The 24,013-nt window shown below is 57.5% G+C and carries 13 protein-coding genes; 7 read left to right on the top strand and 6 right to left on the bottom strand.

From position 1 onward, the window contains the following. The first annotated feature begins 81 nt into the window (after positions 1-81). Both HUV30_RS00265 and HUV30_RS00260 read left to right on the top strand, forming a co-directional pair. A complete protein-coding gene (locus tag HUV30_RS00265) occupies positions 82-465 on the top strand; it encodes a winged helix-turn-helix transcriptional regulator (RefSeq protein ID WP_174403402.1) in 384 nt (127 codons plus the stop codon). Between the two features lie 277 nt (positions 466-742). After that, positions 743-898: a hypothetical protein gene (locus HUV30_RS00260; protein ID WP_174403401.1), complete on the top strand. Its 156-nt coding sequence runs from the start codon at positions 743-745 to the stop codon at positions 896-898. Positions 899-1,184: 286 nt separating this feature from the next. Here the strand turns inward: HUV30_RS00260 and HUV30_RS00255 are convergent, their stop codons facing one another. Further along, complete coding sequence (locus HUV30_RS00255; protein ID WP_174403400.1) at positions 1,185-4,775, bottom strand: FAD-binding and (Fe-S)-binding domain-containing protein; 3,591 nt, start codon at positions 4,773-4,775, stop codon at positions 1,185-1,187. Positions 4,776-4,995: 220 nt separating this feature from the next. Here HUV30_RS00255 and HUV30_RS00250 point away from each other — a divergent pair, with 220 nt between their 5' ends. The 3 genes from HUV30_RS00250 (at position 4,996) to corA (ending at position 10,813) form a co-directional block, all read left to right on the top strand. Further along, positions 4,996-6,450 (top strand): sensor domain-containing diguanylate cyclase, encoded by a 1,455-nt coding sequence (locus HUV30_RS00250; RefSeq protein WP_174403399.1) that lies wholly within the window; start codon positions 4,996-4,998, stop codon positions 6,448-6,450. Positions 6,451-6,564: 114 nt separating this feature from the next. Next, complete coding sequence (locus HUV30_RS00245; RefSeq protein ID WP_174403398.1) at positions 6,565-9,756, top strand: PEP/pyruvate-binding domain-containing protein; 3,192 nt, start codon at positions 6,565-6,567, stop codon at positions 9,754-9,756. Further along, positions 9,749-10,813 (top strand): magnesium/cobalt transporter CorA, encoded by a 1,065-nt coding sequence (corA, locus tag HUV30_RS00240; protein ID WP_174403397.1) that lies wholly within the window; start codon positions 9,749-9,751, stop codon positions 10,811-10,813. Before HUV30_RS00245 ends, corA begins: the two co-directional genes overlap by 8 nt. 348 nt (positions 10,814-11,161) lie before the next feature. Here corA and HUV30_RS00235 read toward each other — a convergent pair whose 3' ends face one another. The 4 genes from HUV30_RS00235 to HUV30_RS00220 all read right to left on the bottom strand — a co-directional run bounded on the left by HUV30_RS00235 (position 11,162) and on the right by HUV30_RS00220 (position 17,805). Next, on the bottom strand, positions 11,162-13,297 hold the full coding sequence (locus HUV30_RS00235) for a methyl-accepting chemotaxis protein (protein ID WP_174403396.1): 2,136 nt from the start codon (positions 13,295-13,297) through the stop codon (positions 11,162-11,164). A gap of 408 nt (positions 13,298-13,705) precedes the next feature. Then, positions 13,706-15,364: an FAD-dependent oxidoreductase gene (locus HUV30_RS00230; protein ID WP_243452019.1), complete on the bottom strand. Its 1,659-nt coding sequence runs from the start codon at positions 15,362-15,364 to the stop codon at positions 13,706-13,708. Between the two features lie 296 nt (positions 15,365-15,660). Beyond that, positions 15,661-17,142 carry an inorganic phosphate transporter gene (locus HUV30_RS00225; RefSeq protein ID WP_174403394.1) on the bottom strand — a complete coding sequence of 494 codons (1,482 nt, stop codon included), beginning with the start codon at positions 17,140-17,142 and terminating at the stop codon, positions 15,661-15,663. A 12-nt stretch (positions 17,143-17,154) separates the two neighbouring features. Beyond that, positions 17,155-17,805 carry a DUF47 domain-containing protein gene (locus HUV30_RS00220; protein WP_174403393.1) on the bottom strand — a complete coding sequence of 217 codons (651 nt, stop codon included), beginning with the start codon at positions 17,803-17,805 and terminating at the stop codon, positions 17,155-17,157. 233 nt (positions 17,806-18,038) lie between these two features. Here HUV30_RS00220 and HUV30_RS00215 point away from each other — a divergent pair, with 233 nt between their 5' ends. Both HUV30_RS00215 and HUV30_RS00210 read left to right on the top strand, forming a co-directional pair. Continuing rightward, entirely contained in the window at positions 18,039-20,168 is a 2,130-nt protein-coding gene (locus tag HUV30_RS00215) for an EAL domain-containing response regulator (protein WP_243452018.1), read from the top strand. 316 nt (positions 20,169-20,484) lie between these two features. Continuing rightward, positions 20,485-22,011 (top strand): methyl-accepting chemotaxis protein, encoded by a 1,527-nt coding sequence (locus tag HUV30_RS00210; RefSeq protein ID WP_205245180.1) that lies wholly within the window; start codon positions 20,485-20,487, stop codon positions 22,009-22,011. A 71-nt stretch (positions 22,012-22,082) separates the two neighbouring features. Here the strand turns inward: HUV30_RS00210 and HUV30_RS00205 are convergent, their stop codons facing one another. After that, positions 22,083-23,837, bottom strand: coding sequence for a glycosyltransferase family 2 protein (locus HUV30_RS00205; RefSeq protein WP_174403390.1), 1,755 nt, complete (start codon positions 23,835-23,837; stop codon positions 22,083-22,085). Between the last annotated feature and the right edge of the window lie 176 nt (positions 23,838-24,013).

The following is a 24,013-nucleotide window of genomic DNA, read 5'->3' as shown; positions in this document are numbered from 1 at the left end:
AGAGCCTGAAATCTCGCACAAGAAGTCAGAAAAAAAGTACCAGGTCACTTTTGTGTGACCGTGTAAGAATAAGGGAGCCGTATGCCGGAGCTTGAGAACGAAATTGGTGGGGTTGAGTTTGAACAGCCGTGCCCCATACGGGACGTGCTGGACCGCATAGGCGATCAATGGAGTCTGTTGGTACTGGAAGCGCTGGAAACCAGAACCTTGCGTTTCAACGAGTTGTTGCGCGAATTAGGGGATATCTCCAAGCAGATGCTTTCCAGAACATTGAAGCATCTGGAACAGGACGGTTTCATCTTGCGCACCGTGTATCCGGAAGTGCCGCCGCGTGTGGAATATTGCCTGACAGAGCTTGGCCGCTCGTTTCTGGTTCCCATGCAGACACTGATCGGCTGGGCGGATGCCAACCACCGGGCAATCTGTGACGCGCGGGTCGAGTATGGCCGTAAGGACAAACGGTGATTTCGCCGCAAAGGTAAGGCTGCAAGCCTTCGTATCCTCTCATATGCATCGTCGGCAGAACGCCCTTGTGCGGCCTGCATATCCCTGCACGGTTTTAGTGGGCGCGGATCGTGCTGCAGCTATTATTGTAAAGCCTGTTATTTCAGAGTGTTTGCTTGTTTATGCGGTGAAAGGGGAAAAGAAATGAAAATTTTACTTGATTATGAAAATCATTTTCAATAAAACAGATTCAACGCAGCCGATAACAGCATCGCAACAGATACGCATTGGAGGGAATATGATCCGGAAATTGAGCATCACGTCTCCGCAGGCAGGGACAGGCTCTGTTCGTCGTTTTTTCAGAAACTCGCTGAAGTTCCCCGACTCACAGGGCGAGCGTACGGAAAAGGGCGGTGCCGCAGAGGCACAACCGAATCGAATTCCTTCCGAATAAATTTGGATAGTGGCAGGAAACCCTTATGGACTCTTTGTATATGCTTGGCTTTGCCGCTCTTGTGGTATCGCTTGAGATACTGGCCGCAAGCACCCTCGGTGGTTGAAAACACGTTGTTCTCCTTCACATGACCCTTCGCCGGAAGCCCACCCGGCAAAAAGGCCGCCGTGTTTCGTGCACGGCGGCCTTTCTCATATGTGAACACAAAACAGCCGGAAGGAGAGTTTCTCCTTCCGGCTGCGTCGTTCGGTTCAGCGGCGTGTTCGGTCTGAGGCGGATAGGGTCGCTAAAGAGCGCTGTCGTCCACAACGCGGACGGCATTGCCGTTCAGCGCATCGGTGGCAAGGCGTTTGAAGGTCTTTTTCCAGTCCTCGCCGTACATGTTGGCCGCAAGGTACTCAAGGGTATGCAGCACGGGGCGCTTTTCATGCATGTTGATGAAGCTCCGGGCAATGCCCACCTTGCATGAGGGGCAGCCCACCACAACGGGAGCGCCTTCCGGATACCCGGTGAGACCTGATTCCAGATTCTGCTGCTTGCGGGTGCGCAGCTTGTTGTAGATGTCGGGGTTGGTCATGGCACCCATGCCCGATTCGCCGCAGCAGCCGGGGTTGAGCACAACCTTGGCTCCGGTCATCTCTGCAAGGGCCTTCTGGTATATTCCGCCCGCCTTCACTTTGTGCACGCCGCTCCATTCCGCATGGCAGGCCGCATGATACAGCAGGGGCTGACCCTGCGCAAAGCGGGGAATCTGCAGTCCGCCTTCCTTGCCATCCTGCTCGGTGATGATCTGCACGATGTCCTTGTGCACAAGACCGGCCTTCAGGTTGGCAGGCAGCTCATACTTTTCCAGCGCTTCGCGGCAGGAACCGCAGGCCGTGGCCACGCAGGTCACGTTCAGGCCCTGCGCCGCAGCCTTGTCGAACAGCGTCTTCATGGAAATGATGTTGCGTTCGCGGTTCTGCTTGTAGATCGTGTCCTTGCCGGCCGCCAGCAGCGGATAGCCGCAGCACTGGTGCTCTTCAGGCATGATGACGGCGTAGCCTGCCTTGAGCAGCAGCATGAGCCCTGCAAGGCCTATGTTGCGGTAGAACAGCGAACCACCGCAGCCGGGGAAGTAGAACACGGCGTCCAGGGCATGCTGGGGCGCGTTGCCCGAGCGCGACTTGGGAATGAAGATGGAACCCTTCTCAAGCTTAATGGCCTCCGCAAGGCTGCGGTAGCCCATCTCGGGGCCGGGGCCGGAGAACAGCGGGTTCTCAAGGCCGGAGCGCCATGAAGCCGGAATGAACTTGAGCGCCCTGTTCTGCATCTTCTGTCCCATTGCGGCCATCTTGGCGGCCCGGGGCACGCGGGAATGGATGTCTCTGGAGAGATAATCCAGCACCTTGGACTTGATGGGGTGACCGCCAGCGCCTTCTTCATCCACAAAGGCACGCAGTTCAAGCGCCACGCTGGAAGAGTTTATCTTCACAGGGCACACGGCGGTACACTTGCCGCAGCCGGTGCAGTGTTCCATCATCTTGCGCAGCTGGGTGAGCAGGCCTTCATCCGGCTTGCCCTTGTTCACCTGCGAATAATACACAGCCTCAAGCAGTGCGCCGAGGCTCAGGTTCTTGTTGCGCGGGTGGAACTGCAGCGACTTTTCGGGGAAGAACATGGGGCACACCTGCTTGCATTTGCCGCAGCGGGTGCAGACCTGAATGTTCGTGAGCAGGCCGATGAGGCGGTCCTTGTCCGCCAGACCGGAGGCCTGGATATCCCTGATGAGCCTGTTGAAGGAGAAGGTGAAGGGCTTAACCGGCGTTTCGCGCTGGGTAAGCTTGGCAGGGTTCATGATGGAGTGGGGGTCCACTCTGCTCTTGAAGGTCTTGAGCGCCTGCATCTTCTCTTCAGACAGGAACTTGATCTTGGTAATACCTATGCCGTGCTCGCCCGTTACCTCGCCATGCATTTCCTGCGCCTTGGCCATGACCTCGTCGGCCACTTCTTCGGCGTTGTGCAGCATGACGGGGTCGTTGGAGTTCACGGGAATGTTCACGTGACAGTTGCCGTCGCCCGCATGCATGTGGTTGGCGATGATGATGCGCGTGGCCAGCATGTGGTCGTAGATTTTCTGGAAATGCCGCTTCAGGTTCGGGTGCGCTTCGGCAAGTTCGTCAAAATACGCTGCCGCACGCTCCAGCATTTCCTGATCGGAAAGCTCGGAGGTGGGAATCTTGCCCTGAGCCACCTTGGAGGCATAAGTGAATTCCCGGTTCATGGACTTGTCTTCCAGCGGCATGCCGTGCACGCGGCCCACGTCCTGCAGGGCGGCGCGGTATGCCTTGCCCATGCACTTCTGGTTCAGGGCTTCGATGAAGTCCGAGAAATCGGGAATGACGTCTATGGGAATAACGATGTCTTCGTTGATTTTGAAGCCGGAGGTGCGCCGGGCAATGGCGGAGAGCTTGTGCCGGTCTTCCCAGAAGTGCTCTGCCTCGGCTGCGTCCTTGGCCACAAAGGCGTCCACCTGATCAAAGGGTGCGCAGATTTCCACGATGTCGCGCACGCTCTTTTCCAGCGCATCTTCGTCGTTGGAGTCGAGCTGCAGAATGAGCACGGAAATGGGCGTGCCTTCGTACAGGGTGGATTTCTTCTGGTATTCAATGGCCTCAACGTATTTGACGCCGAATTCCTCAAGGGCGGAAATCTTGACCAGATCGCCCTGTGTGCGGATGGTGTTACGCAGGGCCACAACTTCCTTGATGACGAGCATGGCGTTGTGCATGGAGCGTCCGAAGAACTCCAGCACCACCACGCGGAAGTGCTTCTGCTGCGCATGGCAGATGAAGCAGCCTTCGACGATGACGCCGTCGGTGCCTTCTTTCTGCACACCGGGCAGGCCGCCGAGGAACTTGTTGGTCACGTCCTTGCCGAGGCCGGGCTTGCGGATTTCATCGCCCTTCAGGGTGATGACCGTGCGCACGCCGCCGGAAATGTCCTTCACTTCAAAGACGGCAGTTTCATCTTCCATGATCTTGTGGCGGGGGTGGTTCACACGCTCCACGTCCACGATTTCCCCTGTGGGGGTGACCATGCGGTAGGAAAGAATATTGTCCAGCGTGGTGCCGTATTCGAAAGCGAAGGGGCCGCCGGAGTTTTCCGCAATATTGCCGCCGATGGTGGATGCCGTCTTGGAGGCGGGATCCACCGTGAAAAGCAGGTTCTTGTCCGCTGCGGCCTTGATGGCGGAAGCGGTGATAACACCGGCTTCCACGGTCAGGGTCATGGCGGCGGGGTCCACATCCTTGATGCGGCTGAGCTTCTGCAGCGTCATGACCACAGTACGCTTGCGGGCGGGAATGGCACCGCCCGTACAGCCGGATGCACCGCCACGCGGGATGAGCGCGAACTTCATCTCGTTGGCAAGGCGCACCACGGCGCTCACTTCCTCGGCACTGGAGGGCGCGACCACCAGCAAAGGAAGTTCCATGCGCAGGTCGGTGGCGTCTGTGGAACATTCCACGAGCGAACCGGGGCGGGTATCTATGCGGTCTTTGGGAACCACCTGCCCGATGCGTTTGATGAGTTCTTCACGAAATGCCATGTCGGAGTCGAAGGAACTCCAGAACATGGTAAGCCCTTCGCGGAGCGTGGTGGCGTAGTGATGCGCCAGACTGGGAACAGCCTGATCGAATCGGGTCTGCACGCTCTGGCGGACGGTTTCGGCGTCGATGAATGGGTTGTATCGGACGAGAAAAAGTTCTTCGGCCAGCGCGATGGCCGTTTCACGGACGGCTTCCGGCCAGTCCTCGAACTCGTCAAGATCAATACGCAGCACCCGGTTCACTAACGATTCGGAACTAATGGATATGTGTGGACCTTTGTGCGGCATGTTCTATACTCCCAGTGTTACGGAAAAGAGAACCCTGATGTATAGTGACTTTTATCGGGGTTGGCAACCGGACTGAATGCTCACTCAGTGTGAAGAAAGGCGCATTTTTATAGAGATTTCTTGCGCAAGTCTTCGAAAAAGAGCTTCCAGCAGGGCTTGGTTTATACATAGGCTTTGTGTACTATGCCGAAAGTGGTACTGCATATTTTTTCAGGTGGTCATGATGTCTCTTGTTTCTGACAGAATAAAGCTCGTTGCAGCCCTGTGCGGGATTATGCTTACGGGCTTCATCTTACTTGGTGTGGTGAATTACAACGTCTCCCAGCGTTACATACGCGAGGAATTGGTCAATTCCTCCCTGCCCCTGCTGCGCGATACCATATATTCCGAGATTCATGCAGATCTCATGCAGCCCATTCACGTGGCATCGGTCATGGCAAACGATACCTTTCTGCGGGACTGGGTGCTGGAAGGGGAGCAGGATCCGCCCAGAGTCATAAGATACCTGCAGCGCATTCACGAGGAGTATGGATTTTTCTCCTCGTTTTTTGTGTCAACGGCAACCAGCCGGTACTATCACTTCAGGAACGTGCTCAAGGATGTGAACCCGGATAACGCCCACGACAGCTGGTTTTACGACTTTCTCGCTTCCGGCCTGACCATGCGGCTTGATGTGGACACCAACGAGGCTGCTGAGAACGAGCTGACGGTGTTCATCAACTACCGGGTGCGTGACGCAGCCTCTCGTACCATTGGTGTGACCGGCGTGGGGCTGCGCATGGCCACTCTTGCCAAGGTGTTCAGCGACTACAAGCGGCTGCACGGCAAAACAGTGTTCATGGTGGACGGCAAGGGCGTGGTGCAGGTGCACCCCGATATCACGCTGATCAGGGGTGTCTCGCTTGCGAAGATGACATCGCCGGAGGTCGCGGCAGGGGTTCTGGCCGCCAAAGAGGTGCCAGCCGACTTCGAGTTCAGGGGAGCAGATGGCGGGGTGTATCTTACCTCGCGCTATATCCCGGAAATCGATTGGTATATTATTGTGCAGCAGGCGGAGTACGATGTCATGGCCTCGGCCCGCGACAACTTCATCCGCACCGTTGCGGCGGGGGCCGTGGTGACGCTGGCCGTTCTGCTGGTGAGCCTCATGACCGTGCACCGCTATCAGAAGCGGCTTGAATCCGTTACGCTTGTGGACTCCCTGACCGGACTTCCCAACCGCCGCGCTCTTGAGCAGCGTTTCAACATACAGCTTTCACAGCTGAGCCGCGGCGGAGAAGTGTTCTCTCTGGCTGTTCTGGATCTGAATGACTTCAAGTCCATTAACGACACCTATGGGCATCTCGTGGGCGACCGCATTCTTCAGGAAGTAGGACGGTTGGCCGGCAACGTGTTCAGGGAAACCGACATGCTTGCCCGCTGGGGCGGCGATGAGTTCATGTTGCTTGTCATGGGCGGAGCGGCCAGTGCCAACAACGTTGTGCACAGGTTCAACACCGTGCTCGCACAGACGCCGCTGGCGGAAGTGAAGGGAGTTCCCCTTCGCATTCAGATGAGTTGCGGGCTGACCACGGTGCTGCCTTCTGATACACTGGATTCTGCCTATCTTCGGGCAGACAGGGCCATGTATGACGCCAAGCGCGAGCATACGCTTGAATGCAGGGTAGGGGACTGACACGGGAAAACAGCTGTTGCAATGTGACATGAATTCCTGTGGCACCTGATCGTACGGTTCCGGCAGAAGGCCGGACAGACCGGTCCATCCGTGCGGATGGACACAAGGGGTACCATGCAGCAATTCTGTTATGTCCACCGCAGCGGCACCGAGAGCAGGTTTGCCCAGTACAAGGAACTCATGGCGAGCAAGGTGCGCAACATCCTGCTTGTCTCCACGCCGTATGATGCGTGGGTGATGGAAGAAGACTGCAAACTTTCCGAGCGACTTGTCAGCGAATATCGCGGGCTCAACCTGAGCCAGCCCCCCAGCCTTACATGGGTGTCTTCTTTTGCCGAGGTGCCTGAGCAGCTGGATATGCATGCCTGCGACATGCTTATCCTCATGTCCAATTTTACCGAAGAAGACCTGCATTCCCTGAAAAAGGCGGTGAAGGAACCGCATCCGGACCTGCCGGTGGTCATGCTCACGCACCAGCGTATAGAGAATCCGGCAGAATACCGCGAATACGGGGTGGACAGATCCTTTGTCTGGACCGGCAACGCCGACCTGCTGCTTGCCATCGTCAAACTCTCCGAAGACCGGCGCAATGCCGAACGCGATACCGAATTTGCAGGGGTGCGCGTCATCATCGTGGTGGAAGATTCGCCGGACTACATATCCTCGCTGCTGCCCATTCTGTACAGAGAGCTTGTTCTGCAGGCGCAGCAGGTTATTCACGAGGGGCTCAATCAGGAACACCGTCTGCTGGCCATGCGCGCCCGTCCCAAGATTCTGGTGGCGGACAATTATGAAAGGGCCATGGAGTATTTCAGAAAGTATGAGCACTACGTGCTGGGTGTCATTTCCGACGTGCGATTTCCCATGGATGGCACCGTGGTGGCCGATGCCGGAGTGCAACTGCTGAAGCAGATACGGACCGAGAGAGCGGACATACCGCTGCTGCTCACCAGCTCGGAATCAGTAAACGCGGCACGGGCTGCTGAAGTTCCTGCCTTTTTCGTGGACAAGAATTCCCCCTTTCTGCTTGCCGAGGTGCGGCGCTTTGTATCCGAGCAGCTCGGGTTCGGTGACTTTGTCTTCCGTGATGCCGAAGGCGGTGAGATTGGCCGCGCCACCAGCATGTACGGTGTGGAAAAGATGCTCAGAACCATCCCCGATGATGTGTTTCTCGCCCACTGCAGCCGCAACGATTTTTCCCGCTGGTTTTTTGCGCGTAACGAGTTCGAGCTGGCGTGCGCCATGCGTCCGCTGACCAATGCGGACTTTACCGATGCGCTGACGCAGCGGGATTTTTTGCTCACCCTTATCCGCGACCGCATCCGCGACAGGCAGCGCGGGGTTGTGGTTTCCTTCCACGCGGCAGACTTTGATCCGGGAACGGATTTTCTCAAGATGGGCAAGGGCTCGCTGGGCGGCAAATCCCGCGGGCTGGCCTTTCTCTTCCGCCTGCTCACGCAGAATGGCTGGCTGCAGGAAAAGTATCATGATGTGCAAATTTCTCCGCCGCGCACACTGGCCGTGGGGGTGGATGGCTTTGAAGCCTTTATACGCAACAACAACCTGAAATACCTTGCCAAGACCGATGTGCCGGACGCCGAGGTTGCCCGCCTGTTTCTTGCTGGCAAGATGCCCGGCTGGCTGGAACACCACGTGCGGCTGTATCTGCGCGAGGTGAACTACCCCATCACCATCCGGTCCTCCAGCCTGCTGGAAGACGCCCAGTATCAGGCCTATGCGGGGCTGTATGCCACGTTCATGCTGCCCAACAATCATCCCGACCCGCAGGAACGGCTGCGCCAGACCCTGCGGGCCATACGGCTGGTTTTTGCATCCACCTACTATCAGGCACCCAAGGCTTTTTCGCGGCGTGTGAAGCTCAGAACCGACGAAGAGAAAATGGGCGTCGTGATTCAGGAGGTGGTGGGGCAGCAGTACGGCGAATATTTCTATCCGGCCATTTCCGGTGTGGCCCAGTCGCACAACTATTACCCCTTCGGCCGGATGGACACAGACGACGGCGTGGCATCCATTGCCATGGGGCTGGGAAAAATGGTCATGGATGGCGGCCAGATTTTGCGGTTCTCCCCCAAACATCCCCAGTTGCTGCCGCAGTTCGCCAAGGATGCGGACATGATGCGCAACTCGCAGACCGGTTTCTACAGTCTGTATATGGGAGGCGCATCCGCAGCATGGGAACCGGCGGATACGGGACCGGCTGCAGGACCATCGGCGGTGGCAGCTTCCGGAGCTGCGCCGGTATCTGTCGCAGGCGCGGGTGTTCCGGATTCCCCGGACCGTGTGGTCCTGCGCGAGGTGTATGAGGCGGAACCGGACGGGCCTATCTCGATTGTGGCAAGTTCCTATGACCCGCGAGAAGGCGTGCTGCGGGATACGGCCTCTGCCCCCGGTGCAAAGGTGCTGCTGTTCTCGCAGGTGCTGCGGCATGACTCCTTCCCCCTGCCAGGCATACTGCGCGATGTTCTTTCCATGGCGGAGCAGGCCATGGGCGGGCCGGTGGAGGTGGAATTTGCCGTGGACCTGCCTGTGAGTGAAGCGCAGCGCAGAAAGCAGGAGGAAACAGGCTACCCGAGGGGGCGCTTTGCCTTGCTGCAGTTGCGCCCCATGAGCGCAAGGGCGGAAGTGCGCAAGGTCACAGTGACGGATGAGGAGCGCCAACGTGCCTTCTGCTACTCCCGCAACGCCTTGGGCAACGCGGAGCGCAGGGATATCCGCGATATAGTGTTCGTCAGGCCGGATGCCTTTGATGCGGCGCATACGCGTGACATAGCACAGGAGATAGGGCAGATGAACCGTGTGCTGCAGGACGAAGGCCGTCCCTATCTGCTCATCGGCTTCGGGCGCTGGGGGTCTGCGGATGCATGGCTCGGCATTCCCGTGGGGTGGCAGGATATATGCGGGGTCGGGGCCATGATTGAAACCTCAACGGAGACGCTGAAGGTGGAACCTTCTCAGGGCTCGCATTTCTTCCACAATATCACTACACTGGGCATCAATTATATCATGGTGGAAGGCAAGGGCGAGGAAACTCTGGACTGGGCGTGGCTCGGCAGCCTGCCCGAAGTATCCCGGGGAACCTCTATTTCGCGTGTGCAGCTGGATGATCCGCTGCTTCTCAAGGTGGACGGCCGTTCTTCGCAATGTGTGATACTGGCCGAAAAGCAGAGCGGAGGGGCCGGCAGCGCTGTCCTGCCCGGTATTGCCGGAGAGGTTTCGGATGTCGGAGAAGCGGACGGGAATGCACCCGTCAGCAAGACCTGTAAGAGGGATGTATTCCATGTTTGAATCGGTGCGCCATAATTCCATGAAACGGGGTGAGGCTCCGGGCACGGCCATATATTCCGGAACAGATAAGGACTTTGCTCCTTCTCTGCTGTGCGTGGATTATTCCGCAGATGCCATGGTGGAACAGGTGCTGCCGTATCCCTTTGAGCTGCCCGCGCAGGCAGAAGGCATGGACAGACTGCTGCTCATGTCCGGCCTGCATGAGGCCGAACAGGTGCAGGCGCTGGCAGAGCGCTACGGCATGCACCCTCTGGCCGTGGAAGATGTCCTCAACACTGGGCACCGGCCCAGCATGGACGAATATGACGACCATGTGGTCATTTCCCTGCGCCATATAGAATACGACAGGAATGCCGTACGCCTCAGAGAGCGGCACGTGTCCATTGTCTGCCGTGAAGGGGTGGTGATCGGCTTTCTGGAAGAACGGGACAGCATATGGGAAGGACTTCTGAACCGCCTGCGCAAGGGAAAGGGGCGCATTCGCAAGTTCGGCTCCATGTATCTGGCCATTGCCATGCTGGATGTGCTGGTGGATGGGTATTTTGGCGTCATAAGTACCATAGGGGCCGATGTTGAGGCGCTGGAAGAAAGCCTTGGCGAGGATGGAGCGGATGAAGAGACGCTCATGCGCATCTACGCGTTGAAGCGGATTGTGGTTGCCCTGCGCAATGCCCTGCTGCCTGCCCAGCAGGCCCTGAGCGCGCTGCACCGTAACGAGGAAGTGGAGATAAGCGAGGATGTGGAGCCCTTCTTCGGAGACGTGAAGGGACACGCCGATCAGGTGGTGGAAGCCGTGCAGGCCCTGCACGACCTGCTGTCCGGCCTGCTTGATCTGCAGATTTCCCTTGCGGGCATGCGCATGAACAATGTGATGAAATTTCTTACGGTCATTGCCACCATATTCATTCCCCTGACCTTTATTGCAGGACTGTATGGCATGAACTTCCGGTATATGCCGGAGCTGGACTGGCGTTACGGGTATCCTGCCGCGCTTGTCATTATGCTCGCTGTGGGCGGAGTGATGCTGTATTATTTCAGAAAGAACAAATGGCTGTAGGCGCTTATGCACCGAAGCCGGACTTCAGAGCATGCATGATGCTGTTTGTTGTTCCGCACAGCCGGCGCTTGTAATACGGAAAAGGGCGGAGGATGATCCCCCGCCCTTCAGACTGCTGACAAAGTCATTTCTGATATTTTTTGGCTCCGCCGGGCAGGAACCTAACGTTCCTGCACCTCGTATAAGCGATGAAAATCCGTTTTTGGGCCTCGGTTCCGGCTTAACGGGAATACGGTTTTACTGAAAACGAGGGTTTGTCATTACCCTGAAGGGCGGAGGTGTTAATCCTCCGCCCCTGTTTTTTGAGCATCTGCGGGAGACGCGTTTGTTCCCGCAGTTTCTGCAAGGCTATCTGCCGCCTGCGAGCATGTTATCTATGAGTTCCTTGAGCCGCTGCGCCTGATTGGCCAGCTCTGCCACGGCTTCGGAGGCCTGATTCATGGCCTGCGAGGTTTCAGAGGAAATGGTGTTTACCTCTTCCACGGAATGGCTGATCTGTTCACTGGCTGCGGACTGTTCTTCCGCCGCCGTGGCGATGGTCTGCACCTGGCTGGCGACATCTTCCACAAGGTGGAGGATTTCATCAAGCGAGTGGCCTGATTCCGTGGCCAGTCGTGTGGCTTCTCCGATCGTCTTCACGGTAAGGTCCAGATTGGCTGCCGTCTGGCGGGTGCCGCTCTGAATACCCTTGATGGCGTCGCCAACTTCCTTGGTGGCGGTCATGGTCTTTTCCGCAAGTTTGCGCACTTCGTCGGCAACCACGGCAAAACCGCGCCCTGCTTCGCCGGCACGTGCGGCTTCAATGGCGGCGTTCAGTGCCAGCAGGTTGGTCTGGTCTGCAATGTCGGAAATGACGTTCATGATCTGGCCGATGCTTTCTGCCTGTTTATCAAGCTGGGTCATATCGTTTTTCACGATGGTGGACTGCTGCTGAACCTGATTGATTTCTCGTACGGCCTGCTGCACAACGCCCGATCCTGCCTGAGCCTTGAGCCGGGTTGTTTCCGCAGACTGGGAGGCGGCTGCCGCGTTGCTGGCCACTTCTATGACCGAGGCGGTCATCTGCTCCATGGCTGTGGCGGCTTCTCCGGCGCGCTGGGTCTGAATGTCGGCGCCCTTGCTCGACTGGTCGATCTGGGCGGAAAGTTCTTCGGATGCAGAGGTGACGACTTCCACCACCTGCTGCAGCTGTTCGGCTGCCTGCAGAATGGAGGCGCGGCCCGCCTCTGCCTTTTTGCCTGCTGCTTCGGCCGTGCGCATGGCTTCCTGCGCTTCGCGGGCGGCTGCATCGGCTGCTTCTGATTTGTGTGCGGCTTCTTCTATACGTTCCTTGAGGCTGGCCACCATGCTGCGGATGGCGTCGGCCAGCTTGCCGAGCTCGTCACCGCGATGTTCGGAGAGCGCAGCGTTGAGGTTGCCCTTTGCCACTGCTTCGGCAAATCCCACAACGCGGCCGAGGGGGGCAGTAATGCTGCGGGTGAGCGGCAGGGCGATGCCGATGGCAAGCGCAACCGCAAGGCCCAGACCCCAAAGCAGGATGCTGGCGGCAACGCCGAGGCTTTCGTCGGCATCTACTGCGATGGTTTCCGTCTGGCTGAGGCCTGCTTGCGAAATGGCAGCTGATGCAGCCACGACCTTGTCGGCCGTTTGAGAGCGAATGACGTTTATTTCCTCAAGCTTGCGGATGTTATCCGCAACTTTGAGCACAGCATTCTGATAGTTTCCAGCAGCCGCTCTGGCTTCCTTCAGATGCTCCACGTCAGCAGGAATATGGGTGAGGGGAAGAAGCTCTTCAAAAAGATCGCCCAGCCCCTGAAAGTTGGCGCGTGCCAGTTCAAACTGCTTCGAGTTGCGTGCCGCGAAGGCCTTGAATGCCAGAATGCGCGTCTGGTAGAGCGTATCGGAAATGGCGGTGTAAATCGTGATTTTCTTGTGGCGCTCTGTTAGAGCGTCTTGTGATGCGCCAAAGGCTATTTCCTGTGTGAGCTTGCTCTGCTGCCCCCCGAGAAGGGCGTCCATCTTGGCCGAGAAGATGCCTGCTTCCTTGTCCATATCCTTGCGGGCGTCAAGAATGCCGGTGCTGGCCTGCTCGGTCTCATTCATGAGGTTTTCATAGGTATCCATGTTGGCTTTGAGTTTTCCAAGCCCGTCACGGAGTTTGCTCAGCGCCGGTTGTTCGGTGATCAGATTCTCCGCCTTGCGAATACCTTCTCTGACCTTTGTCAGGTAGTCCTGCCCCTCTTTAAGATATACGGGGTTATCGGAAAGTGAATAGCCCCGCATGGAATACATGGTGAGCAGCACGTTGCGTTCCAGCTCATTGATTATCACCACTTCCGGAACATAGGCGTGTGCCATGAGCTTGGCCTTGTCCTCCACCCGCCACATGCTGGTGATACCGACGATGCCGAGGATGCAGGTGATGAGGACGAGAAGACTGTAGCCCCCGCCGATCTTTGCTGACAACTTGAGGTTCTTTAACATGGTAATCTCTCTCTTGTCGGTTTCGGGCCTCATTCGCCCGATTCCGGATTTTGCAGGGGGATATAAGTCTGTGCTGTGGGTTGTTGTATTCCGTGTTCCGGGCAGTATGGAGACCATTGGCCGGGGTCCGGATGAGGTGGCGGTCATTCTTCTGTGAGAGATGGTATGGCTCTGTGTTGCGGGAATGACACCGTGCTCATATGTTTATCATTATGTGTTTTTGGTTTTTTATATCCAGTATATCATTACGCGCGGGGTCGTTTTGTATTGATGCAACACACTCGTTTGGCGTGCGTATCGGTCAAAGCCCGTATTTCATAAGGTTGTTGTTGAAAAAACGCAAAGATTTGCGCGTGCATATCATTAGCCGCTGCGCACGGAACATTTTGCTCCGTGCGCAGCGGTACGTTATGCTCTCTTTTTCCAGTAGGGGTTCTGGATGTCTTCAAAAGCGGAAAGAGCCGCTGTGGCCCCCTCGCCCACGGCGGTGACGATCTGGCGGACCCCGCCGGTCACATCGCCCGCAGCGTAGACACGGGGGATATTGGTGCGCATGCCCCGGTCCACCTTGATGGTGCCGTCTTCATTGAGGTGCACCCCGATATCCGATGCCAGTTCCGTATTGGCAATATGCCCTATGGCCACGAAAACGCCGTCGCATTCATGCAGGGTGTCTTCGCCCGTCTTCAGGTTGCGCAGTTTTACACCCTTTATCCGCTCTGCATCACCGTAGATTTCTTCAACGGTGCTATCCCAGATAACCGGAATCTTTTCACGGTTCAGCGCATCCTGCAGGGCTTGTTCCGCACGGAAGTTGTCGCGGCGGTGCACCACGGTGACTTGCACGCCGAGGTTCTTGAGGTGCAGCGCATCGGTCAGGGCGCTGTTGCCGCCGCCGATCATGAGCACCTTTTTGCCCTTGAAGGCGTAACCGTCGCACGAGGCGCAATAGGAGACGCCATTGCCGAAGAACTGCTTTTCTCCCGGCACCCCCAGGCTGCGCCACTGGGCTCCGGTGGCCAGAATCAGGGCCTTGGCGCTGTATACACCCTTGGCGGTGTATACCTCGATGCGTTTGCCGATTTTTACCTCATCAACAGTCTCGTTTTCGCGGACATTGGAATATTCCCGTGTATGCGCCGTAAGCACTTCCACAAGGTTCATGCCGCCCACATTCTTGAAACCGGGATAGTTCTCCACATTGGGGGTGACGGCTACCTGCCCGCCGATGATGGACTTGTCTATGACAATGCTCTTCAGGCCGGATCGTTCGGCATAAATGCCTGCAGTAAGGCCTGCGGGACCGGCACCGAGTATGACAACGTCATATTCCTTTGCCTCTGTTCCGTGCTCGTGGGACGGCTTTGCCTCCATTCCCCGGTCGCTCAGCGCCTGCTCGGCATCTTTCAGCGCGACCAGTTCAAGCACAAAGCGTTCTTCCGGCATCATGCCCACGCCTGAAAAGCTGTCGGTATACTGCGTATGTGGTACCGAGCCCACTTTGTATTTTGCGGAAAGATCAGGGAACTCGTCGGAATCCACGCATTCGGCTGAGACAAGGTCAGGCTTGGCAATGGCGCACTTCACGGCATTCATGAACTGGCCGGGGCAATAGGGGCAACTGGGCGAGGTGAACACGCGCGGGTTGCGGGGTTCTTTCAGTTCCTCAAGCAACTGCTTGGACGCGGCGGAAAGCCCGCTCTGTCCCATGGAAACGAGAAATACCGTCTCTATGAGCGCCCGTGCCTCTTCGCCCATGGGGGCTCCGGTGAAGCGGATGCGGTACTGCTCGGGGTTTACCAGCAGGGTGGGGGTGAGCTTCACATCGTACTTGGTGGCGGCTTCGTCTTTCACCGTATGAAATTCCGCATGTATCTTGGGCGAAAGCAGCGCAAGTTCTTCGGCAAAACGGCGGATGTAGGTGTCGAACTCGTTTTTCTGATCGCCGGACGTGAACGCTACAAGGTGGACATCCCCCTTCAGTCCCTTGAATATATCTTTAAGGTGCTTCTGCCCTTCTTCGGGGATGAGCCACTCGCGGGATTCCTTGTTCTTTTGTGCAGTCATGTCAGTCTCCGGGTATGTTGTCCGATGCATTCAGATTGTTGCATGGGATTTTGACGATTGGGAGAAGCATAGCACACAGCGGTTGCTATATTCAACGCTCAGTTGAAGAAAGATGGAAATGTATGCGCACAAAGACGGGCCTATTGCCCGCACGAATGATGCGGCGCTCCGTTTGCCAGGTCCGGCCCTCGCCATGCGGGCGGAGAGGGGGTCGGGAATATGAAAAGGGCCGGAAGGAATAATTCCTGTCCGACCCTGTATGGTTTTGCAAGCTGGCTGCAGATTGCCGACAGCGTCTATTCAGAGCCGCTTCGCAGTATATCAAAAAGATACTTGAGCTTGCGCTGACGCTCTTTGTTGAACTCGGGATCATCAGGCTTTTTGCGCCATGCGGCCGAATATTCTTCGAGCACTTCCACAAAGCTCCAGCGATGGGTGAATGCCTGGCCGACAAGAGACTCCACAGCGTCCATTTCTTCTTCGGTCAGATAGGTGTGGTCCACATTGTTCACGCCTTTTGCCGTGACGCGGAAGGAATCGAGCTCGGCGTAGTCCATGATGAGCGGAACCAGCGGAGAGTTTTGGCCAAGCCGTTGCTCCAGAGCGGTTCTGAACGCCTTGGCGTTGGGGTAGCGCTCTATCCACATGTCATCCAGCGCTTCGTGGGTGGCTTCGCTCGCCCCCGGCAGGGTGGTTATGCGGTCCCACACCATGGGGGTCAGTTCATATTCAACAGGCCGGTAGGTCTGCTGGTTGAACACGTTTTGCAGAAAGAACAGTGAAACGAAGCAGAGCACCGTGGCGAGTATGGGGGTGGTGACCCAGCTTGAGGCAATGCCGCCAAGCGTGCGCCAGCGGATGCCGCCCCCGCCCTTGAGCAGGCCCACGCCGATGACCGCGCCCACTATTGCCTGCGAGCTGGAAACCGGCACAAGGGGAATGCGGGGCAGGCCGAGGCTGTGCAGGGTGTCAGAAAGCTCCTGCGAGGAGAAGACAAACAACACCAGCGAGTGGGCCGTAACCACGATAAAGGCCGCAACGGGGCTTAACCGCACAATGCCCTCGCCCACGGTCATCATCACCTGTCTGGAGTAGGTGAACACGCCCACAGCGATGGCAAGGCCCCCCAGAAAGAACAGCTGTTGTTCGGGGGAAAAGGTGATGGTCTTGAACAGCGTTATGTCATGAAAGGGCGCAACAGGCACAAACACACCCATGACGTTTGCAATGTTGTTGGCACCCAGCGCATACGATCCGAAGGCCCCGGCAAGGATGAGTCCCCAGCGCGTCATGGTATCCAGCGTGAGGATGTGCAGGGGCAGCCGTTTGATGGCATAGGCTATGGGAATGTACATGCTCACGGCAAAAAGGGCGGAAAGCAGAGGGCAGGCCACCCACGTCATCATGATCTTGGTGAGTGACGAGGGATCGGTTATGGCGCCGGTGAACAGGTTCCAGCCTATGATGGCACCGACTATGGCCTGCGAGGTGGACACCGGATAGCGGGCCACGGTCATGAGATACACCGTGAGCGCAGCGGAAAGGGCAACCATGAAGGCCCCGGCCAGCGCATTTACCGCCCCCAGTTTGCCCAGCGTGTGCGAGGCCCCGGCACCGCCGAACACTGCGCCGATGATGACGAAGACAGAGCAGATGATAGCGGCGGTTTTGAACTTGACCATGCGCGACGCAACGGCGGTGCCGAAGACGTTCGAAGCGTCATTTGCGCCGAGAGACCAGCCCAGAAACAGGCCGCTGGAGAGAAAAATGGGCAGCATGTCGGGCTTCCGTTACAACATGCGTTTGATGGCGTAGATGCTCAGACGGTCTGCCACGTCCTCAGCCCTGTCCGCAATCTTGGAAATGCGGCGGACAAAATCCTTGAGCTGTGCTTTGTGGCACAGGCTCAGGTCGTCGCGGCGGAATATGGCCATCAGCATGCGGGTGGAAACCTTGTCCGACTCCGTTTCCCAGTAGGATACCTTGTGGATGTGGTCGGCGAATTCCGGACTGGTGCGCAAAAACGCGCGCGTGGAGCGTACGATGGCCTCGACCGATTCCGCGGAGTGCGAGGTCAGGTCGCGCAGTTCTCCATGGGCTTCTTCCGGAAAATCGGGAAGTTCTATCTTGAACTGCCAGAGCATGGCCTTGCAGCTGTCGAGCAGGGTATCAAGGCGCTCCAGAAGCTGCAGCACGTCGCCGCGCGATTCGGGGATGAGCGTTTTGATGTAAAGCTTCTTTTCGATGTCGCGTCGCATTTCATCGCCGCGATGTTCAATATGAGTGATCTGTTCAAGCTTTTCATCAAACGCTTCTTCACGTTCGGAAAGATACAGATCCACGCCCTGACGAAGCAGCAGCGACGCTTCGCTGACCTGGTTGAGAAATTCATCCAGTTGCTTCTGTAAGCCGAGCTGCTTCTTGAGAATGCCGAATGCCATGACTCTATCCTGATTGTGTTGTGGTGATGGATTATCGTTGACATCTTACGGGGATCGGGAATTGTAGCATATATCGGCATGCAGGGTCACGTCCAGAAGTCTTGAAAGGGAATTCCAATATTTTACTGGCAAAAACGTTGATCTCTTGGCATGCTTTGTGACGGTTGGATTAGCCGGTATGATTGGTCAAATAAAGGGATAGGACATACATGCAGGACGCTCCCGCACTAATCTTGACGATTGATGACGACCTGACGGTTCGCGAGAATATCGTTGCCTATCTGGAAGATAGCGGATTTGAGGTATGTCAGGCTGAAAACGGAGCGCTTGGTCTGGAAGTATTTCGCGCCAGGCAGCCCGACCTTGTGCTGGTGGACCTGCGCATGCCCGTTATGGACGGCATGGAAGTTGTCCGTCGCATGAAGGTAGAGGCCCCTGCCGTTCCCGTTATCGTGGTTTCCGGTGTGGGGGTGCTTGAAGAAGCGGTGGAAGCCCTGCGCATAGGCGCGTGGGATTTTGTTACCAAGCCCATTACGGATATGCTGGTGCTTGAGCACGCCGTGGGCAAGGCGCTGGAGCGTGCCCGCCTGCTTGAAGAGCGCAACCGCTATCAGGACAGGCTTGAGCAGGAAGTTTCCATGCGCACCAGCGAACTGCGCAACGCCAATGCCCGTCTGCTGGAAGTGCAGGCCCTGCTGCAGGAGAAGAACCAGTTCCTCGAAACGCTTATTGAATCCATCCCCAATCCCATTTTCTACAAGGATCTCAACGGCCTCTACCTCGGCTGCAACAAGGTGTTCAGCGACATGCTGGGCGTGCGGCAGGAAGATGTGGTAGGCCAGTCCTCCCACCGGCTGCTGCCGGATGAGGTCGCCTGCCGGATGTCGGAGATCAACAGTCAGGACGGTATGCTGACCAACTGCCTGATGGAGCTTTCCGCGCCGGACGGGTCCCTGCATAATTTTGTTCTCTACAAGAGCTTCTTTTTCGACCGGGACGGGGCGCGCTCCGGCGAGGTCGGCACCTTCCACGACATTACCGAACTGAAACGCAAGGAAGCCCAGATAACCTATCAGGCGCATCATGACGAACTGACCGGACTGCCCAACCGCCTCAAGATCAAGCAGGAAATAGCCGCACTGATAGCACGGTATGCAGAAACCAATCTGCAGTTCGCCGTCCTTTTCCTCGATCTCGACAATTTCAAGACCGTCAACGACAGCCTTGGCCACAAGGTGGGCGACAGGCTGCTTACCGAGACTGCCGAGCGCCTGCTCGCTCTTACGGGAGAACGCGGTATGGTCGCCCGTCTCGGTGGTGACGAATATGTGGTACTGCTGCCTCACATCATGGACGAGACAGAGGCGGGGCACTGGGCGGAAACCGTGCTCAATGCCTTCCGCAATCCTTTCATGATAAGTGAGCATGAGCTGTACCTGAGCACCAGCATAGGGGTGACCTGTTATCCCAAGGACGGCGCGGACCCCGATACCCTGATCAAGAACGCCGACATCGCCATGTACCGTGCGAAAGCCCGTGAACGGTCGAGCTGGCAGCGGTTTGATATTGCCATGGTGGAACAGGTTACCAAGCGTCTTGCCATAGAAAAGGATATCCGCAAGGGGCTTGAGAACAACGAATTTATTCCCTACTACCAGCCCCGCGTGGATATCAGAACCGGCCGGGTTGTGGGTATGGAAGCTCTGGTACGCTGGCACAAGGCAGACGGCACTGTGGGTAATCCCGGCGAGTTTATTCCCGTAGCGGAAGAAACCGGCCTTATCGTGCAGCTTGGCGAGCGCGTGCTGCGCGAAGCCTGCAGGCAGACCCGTATCTGGCATAGTGCAGGCATGGACGGACTGCGCGTTTCCGTTAATATTTCCGCGCACCAGTTCCGCGCAAATCTCGTGGATATGGTCTTCAACGCGCTGGATGAGTCCGGCATAGACCCGGAGCTGCTGGAACTGGAAATCACCGAATCCACCATGATGAGTGATCTCGGTCAGACCGTATCCCTGCTTGAGCGGCTGGCGGGAAGAGGCATTCTGACCGCCATCGACGATTTCGGCACCGGCCACTCATCCCTGTATTATCTCAAGACCTTCCATATCAACACGCTGAAGATTGACCGCTCTTTTGTGGAAGACATTCTCAACGATGAGAACGATGCCAACATAGTTTCCACCGTTATCAGCATGGCCAAGAACCTGTCTCTGCAGGTTGTGGCTGAAGGGGTGGAAACGCAGGAGCAGCTTGACCGCCTGCGCGAATACGGTTGCCCTGAAGTGCAGGGCTTCTTCTATTCCCGTCCGGTGCCTGCCGACGACTTTGAGATCTACGTGCGCAAGACGAACGGCTGGTGAAACCCCGTTCGTAAACTTAACGAACCGTAAAGCAAACGAACAGGCCGCCCCGCTGCAAGCAGGGCGGCCTGTTCGTTGTTTAGGCTGTTAAATCAAGTTGTTTCAGACTGTTGAGGGATGTCCTCTGTGTTGTAAGATTCCGGCACGATGTGTGCTTTGGTAGTGGCGGGTCTGTACTTGAGGGAGGGCCACTACCATGACGATGAAACGAAAGTTGTATCTGCTGCTTGCTGTGTGTCTGGCCGGATACCTGGGAATTTTTTGTGCGGGATGGTATGGCGAGCTGGCAAAAGGCCGGCTTGTACGGATGGAGGAAATGGCCTCCCAGGCACATCTTGATGTGCTGCAGGCCCGACGGCAGGAGAAGAACTACGTCCTGCGCGGGGGCGATAAATACATCAGTCAGGTGGCCAAACACCTTGAGGATGCCCGTGCAAATGTTAACGGCCTGTGCGAAATTTTTCCCGGTCACAGAAGGGCGGGCGATGCGCTGCTGCGCAAGATAGACGACTATCAGGCTGCGTTCCTTGCGCTGGATGCGCAGACAAGGCAGGAGTCTGATGCGCTTATTCAGGCAGGGCGTGCGCTGGAACCGCAGGTGACCGAATTCCGGGCCACGGCGGTTAAAGAGTACCATGCCACCAGCATGCGTATAAACATGCTCATTGCCGGTACGGAAGTGGCGCTGGCCCTGCTGACCGCGCTGTTCACGCTGTTTGTCATACGGGATATCACCCGCTCCATGCGCTCGTTGCAGGGCTATTCTTCGGGTATTGCCGCAGGGCGGCTTGCTACGCGTCCGCCGGAAGGTTTGCAGGGTGAATTTGCTCTGCTCGGCAGGGACGTGGCTGAAATGGTGCGCTGTATCGTGGAACGGATGGACGCAGCCAACGCCAGCGAGCGCGAAGCACGTGCTCTGGCAGAAGAAGCGCGGGCTGCCAAGGCCGAGGCCGACGTCAGCGCCGAGCGTGTACGCATTCTTCTGGACAGGATTCTTTTGGTGGCGACTGATGCCAGAGGCGTTGCCGACGACCTTGCCAAGGCTTCTGCAGATCTTTCTTCTCAGGTTGCACAGGTGACCAAGGGTGCCTCCGTACAGCGTGACAGGCTGGCGGAAACCGCTGCAGCGGTAACGCAGATGAATGCATCAGTGGGCGAAATTACGCGTAGTGCGGGAGATGCCTCCGAGGCGACACAGGGCACTTCCGAACGGGCGCGCAACGGCGCGGACGTGGTTCGTCAGGCCAGTTCATCCATGAACGCGGTCCACGATATCGCGTCTCGCCTACGACAGGACATGCATGCCCTGGGGACGGATGCCCGTGCCGTAGGTGATGTCATAACGGTGATCAACGAGATTGCCGATCAGACCAACCTGCTCGCGCTGAATGCCGCAATCGAGGCTGCGCGGGCAGGTGACGCCGGACGCGGGTTCGCCGTGGTGGCGGACGAGGTGCGCAAGCTGGCGGAAAAGACCATGCAGGCCACCCGCGAAGTGGAAGAACGCATTGCCGCCATACAGGCTTCTTCCAATCGCAATATACACGGCATGGACGAGGCGATGCAAGCCGTGGAATCGGCAACACAGCTCTCTTCCCGCTCCGGCGAGGCGCTGTCTGCGATTCTGGAGTTTGCCGAGGAATCGGCCGAGCGGGTGCGGGCCATTGCTGCCGCCACGCAGCAGCAGGCCGTTGCCACAACCCAGATTGCCCGAGCCGTGGAAGAAGTGAACCGCGTGGCCGACAGCACCGCCGAAGGTATGAATCAGTCCGGCGGAACAGTGCGCCGTCTGGCGAGCATGGCAGAGAATTTGAACAAATTGATGCACCAGTTGCGGAACTGATGAGGGGGTTCCGAACTGAAAAAGGCCGGCGCGCAGGGGCGTCGGCCTTTTGTCTTTAATGAAGGAATCCGCTAGCCGAGCAGCCCGCACTGGGCGAAAAAGGTCTTGGTGCGCGGCGTAAGTTCGGGCAGCGCCTCATGCACGCATTGTCTGAAAAAAGCATCGTCCAGCGCCTGCACCTGTCTGTCTACCTGCGCAAGGCTTTCACCGGATATTTTCATTTCCATCTTCATGTGGTTGCCCCACACATGGCCCCAGCCTGCTTCGGTGCGCGGGGCGGCCCGTCCGGCATCCTGCCGGTGCACCACGCAGACGCGTCCGTCGTATAGCACGGTTCCGCCGGAAAGCCACACCTGAATGTCGTGTTCCAGATCATCCACCTGAGAAGGGGTGAAGCGCACGTCAAAGCCCGGCACGTTCAGGCTTTCGCAGGCACTGCGGTTGAACAGATGGCAGCAGCCCATGACGGAGAGGCATGGCCGCCGGTATGTGTATTGCTGCATGTCCATGAACAGCGGGGCGTTGTTGGTGAACCTGATCATGTTGTTCGCCGTCTGTGAAAAGAAGCGGGCAACGTACTGGATGGTGGGAATGGTACCGGGGTTCACCACACGCGGGCCTATGACTGTTGCTTCGGGAAATTCGGCGGCATCCTGCAGGAAGCAGCGCAGCCAGTTCTTCGGCAGATACACGTCGTCATCAAGAAATGCGGTATAGTCTGATGCGCGCGATGATTCCATCTGCCACAGCCAGTTGCGGGCGGCGGGTGCACCTATGTTCACGGGCAGCTGGACAACCTCCACCTCTCTGCCCTGGGCCACGCCGGCAACCGCTGCGGCAAAGTCGTCCTGCGTGAAGGCTGTGGAGCCGTTGTTGAGCAGGGCGATGTGCGCGTTGCCGATGTCGGATTCCAGCAGGCTGCGCAGGGTATCCATGGTCACATCGAGTTTGTTCCATGTGTAGAACAGAACGCTGACCCGCTTGTCGGATGCAAGGGCATCCAGCGATGCGGGCTGCGGGGCGGCTTGCAGTTCATGCAGGCGCAGCAGCAGATGGGTCTGCACGGGCAGGGCGTCAAGCGAGCGGAGCAGCAGGCTGCGCGCAGTGACCGTATCTCCTGCGGATGCGGCACGTTCCGCCTTCAGATTCAGGGTGAGCGGATTGATGAGCGCACGGGAAAGCAGCCCTTCGCACAGGGCAGGTTCACCTGCGGCAAGTGCCGCAAAGGCGTAAAATCCGCTGATGAGCGGGCCTGCCTCGGAGGATGCGATGGCGCAGGCGGCATCTGTGAAATAGGGCAGATTGCCGAGTTCCCACAGCTTGACCAGACACGCATGACGCAGACAGAGGGATTCGTGATTGAGGGCCGTATTGCGAAGCAGGGTCTCGTCCCGCTTCCATTCTTCGGCCTGCTCGAGTGCTTCGCCCACGAACACGTCGTTCGTGCCGTCCAGCACCTTGTTGCAGGCACCGAGCCATGCCGTATAAATTTCAGAGGCGGGGGCCGGATTGGCAAGCTGGTTCACGACACCGCGTAAGACCTTGTCAAAGGGATTGAGCAGCAGGGCCTGCCGCAGCAATCCGGCTGCCAGCGCAATGCGTTTCTGGCCTGTTTCCGGCGGCAGGGCTTCGAGTCCCTTGAGCAGTTGTTCGCCGTAGAACATGGCCAGCCCCGGTTCCGTGTATCCGTTGACGCGGTGATTGCGGAGATAGAAGGAAAAGACGGAATCGTGCATGGTGGTGTTCCTGTCGCGTGCTGTCGTATGAAGAAATACTGCCGCCGGGTTGGCCAGCGGCTTCTGCCCGAAAAGAAGTGCTGTCCGCAAGGCGAAGCGCTCGTCAAAAGGAACTGCCCGCCAAGAGACATTGCCGCCAAGTGGCGTTGTCTGAAGAGAAGCTCTGCCCGAACAATATGATACGGCCTTCATCCTTCTACTACAAAAGATGGCTCTAAGCCAGAGGCGTTATGGCGCAATGCGGCACAGGTGGCGGCACAGGTGAC

The organism is Desulfovibrio subterraneus (assembly GCF_013340285.1).
GTDB lineage: Bacteria > Desulfobacterota > Desulfovibrionia > Desulfovibrionales > Desulfovibrionaceae > Halodesulfovibrio > Halodesulfovibrio subterraneus.
This window is presented reverse-complemented; position numbering and strand designations above follow the sequence as displayed.

Excerpts from the sequence above, each read along its gene's own strand:
- HUV30_RS00265 (WP_174403402.1), top strand. The coding sequence starts at position 82 with ATGCCGGAGCTTGAGAACGAAATTGGTGGGGTTGAGTTTGAACAGCCG.
- HUV30_RS00260 (WP_174403401.1), top strand. The coding sequence starts at position 743 with ATGATCCGGAAATTGAGCATCACGTCTCCGCAGGCAGGGACAGGCTCT.
- HUV30_RS00255 (WP_174403400.1), bottom strand. The coding sequence starts at position 4,775 with ATGCCGCACAAAGGTCCACACATATCCATTAGTTCCGAATCGTTAGTG.
- HUV30_RS00250 (WP_174403399.1), top strand. The coding sequence starts at position 4,996 with ATGATGTCTCTTGTTTCTGACAGAATAAAGCTCGTTGCAGCCCTGTGC.
- HUV30_RS00245 (WP_174403398.1), top strand. The coding sequence starts at position 6,565 with ATGCAGCAATTCTGTTATGTCCACCGCAGCGGCACCGAGAGCAGGTTT.
- corA (WP_174403397.1), top strand. The coding sequence starts at position 9,749 with ATGTTTGAATCGGTGCGCCATAATTCCATGAAACGGGGTGAGGCTCCG.
- HUV30_RS00235 (WP_174403396.1), bottom strand. The coding sequence starts at position 13,297 with ATGTTAAAGAACCTCAAGTTGTCAGCAAAGATCGGCGGGGGCTACAGT.
- HUV30_RS00230 (WP_243452019.1), bottom strand. The coding sequence starts at position 15,364 with ATGACTGCACAAAAGAACAAGGAATCCCGCGAGTGGCTCATCCCCGAA.
- HUV30_RS00225 (WP_174403394.1), bottom strand. The coding sequence starts at position 17,142 with ATGCTGCCCATTTTTCTCTCCAGCGGCCTGTTTCTGGGCTGGTCTCTC.
- HUV30_RS00220 (WP_174403393.1), bottom strand. The coding sequence starts at position 17,805 with ATGGCATTCGGCATTCTCAAGAAGCAGCTCGGCTTACAGAAGCAACTG.
- HUV30_RS00210 (WP_205245180.1), top strand. The coding sequence starts at position 20,485 with ATGGCCTCCCAGGCACATCTTGATGTGCTGCAGGCCCGACGGCAGGAG.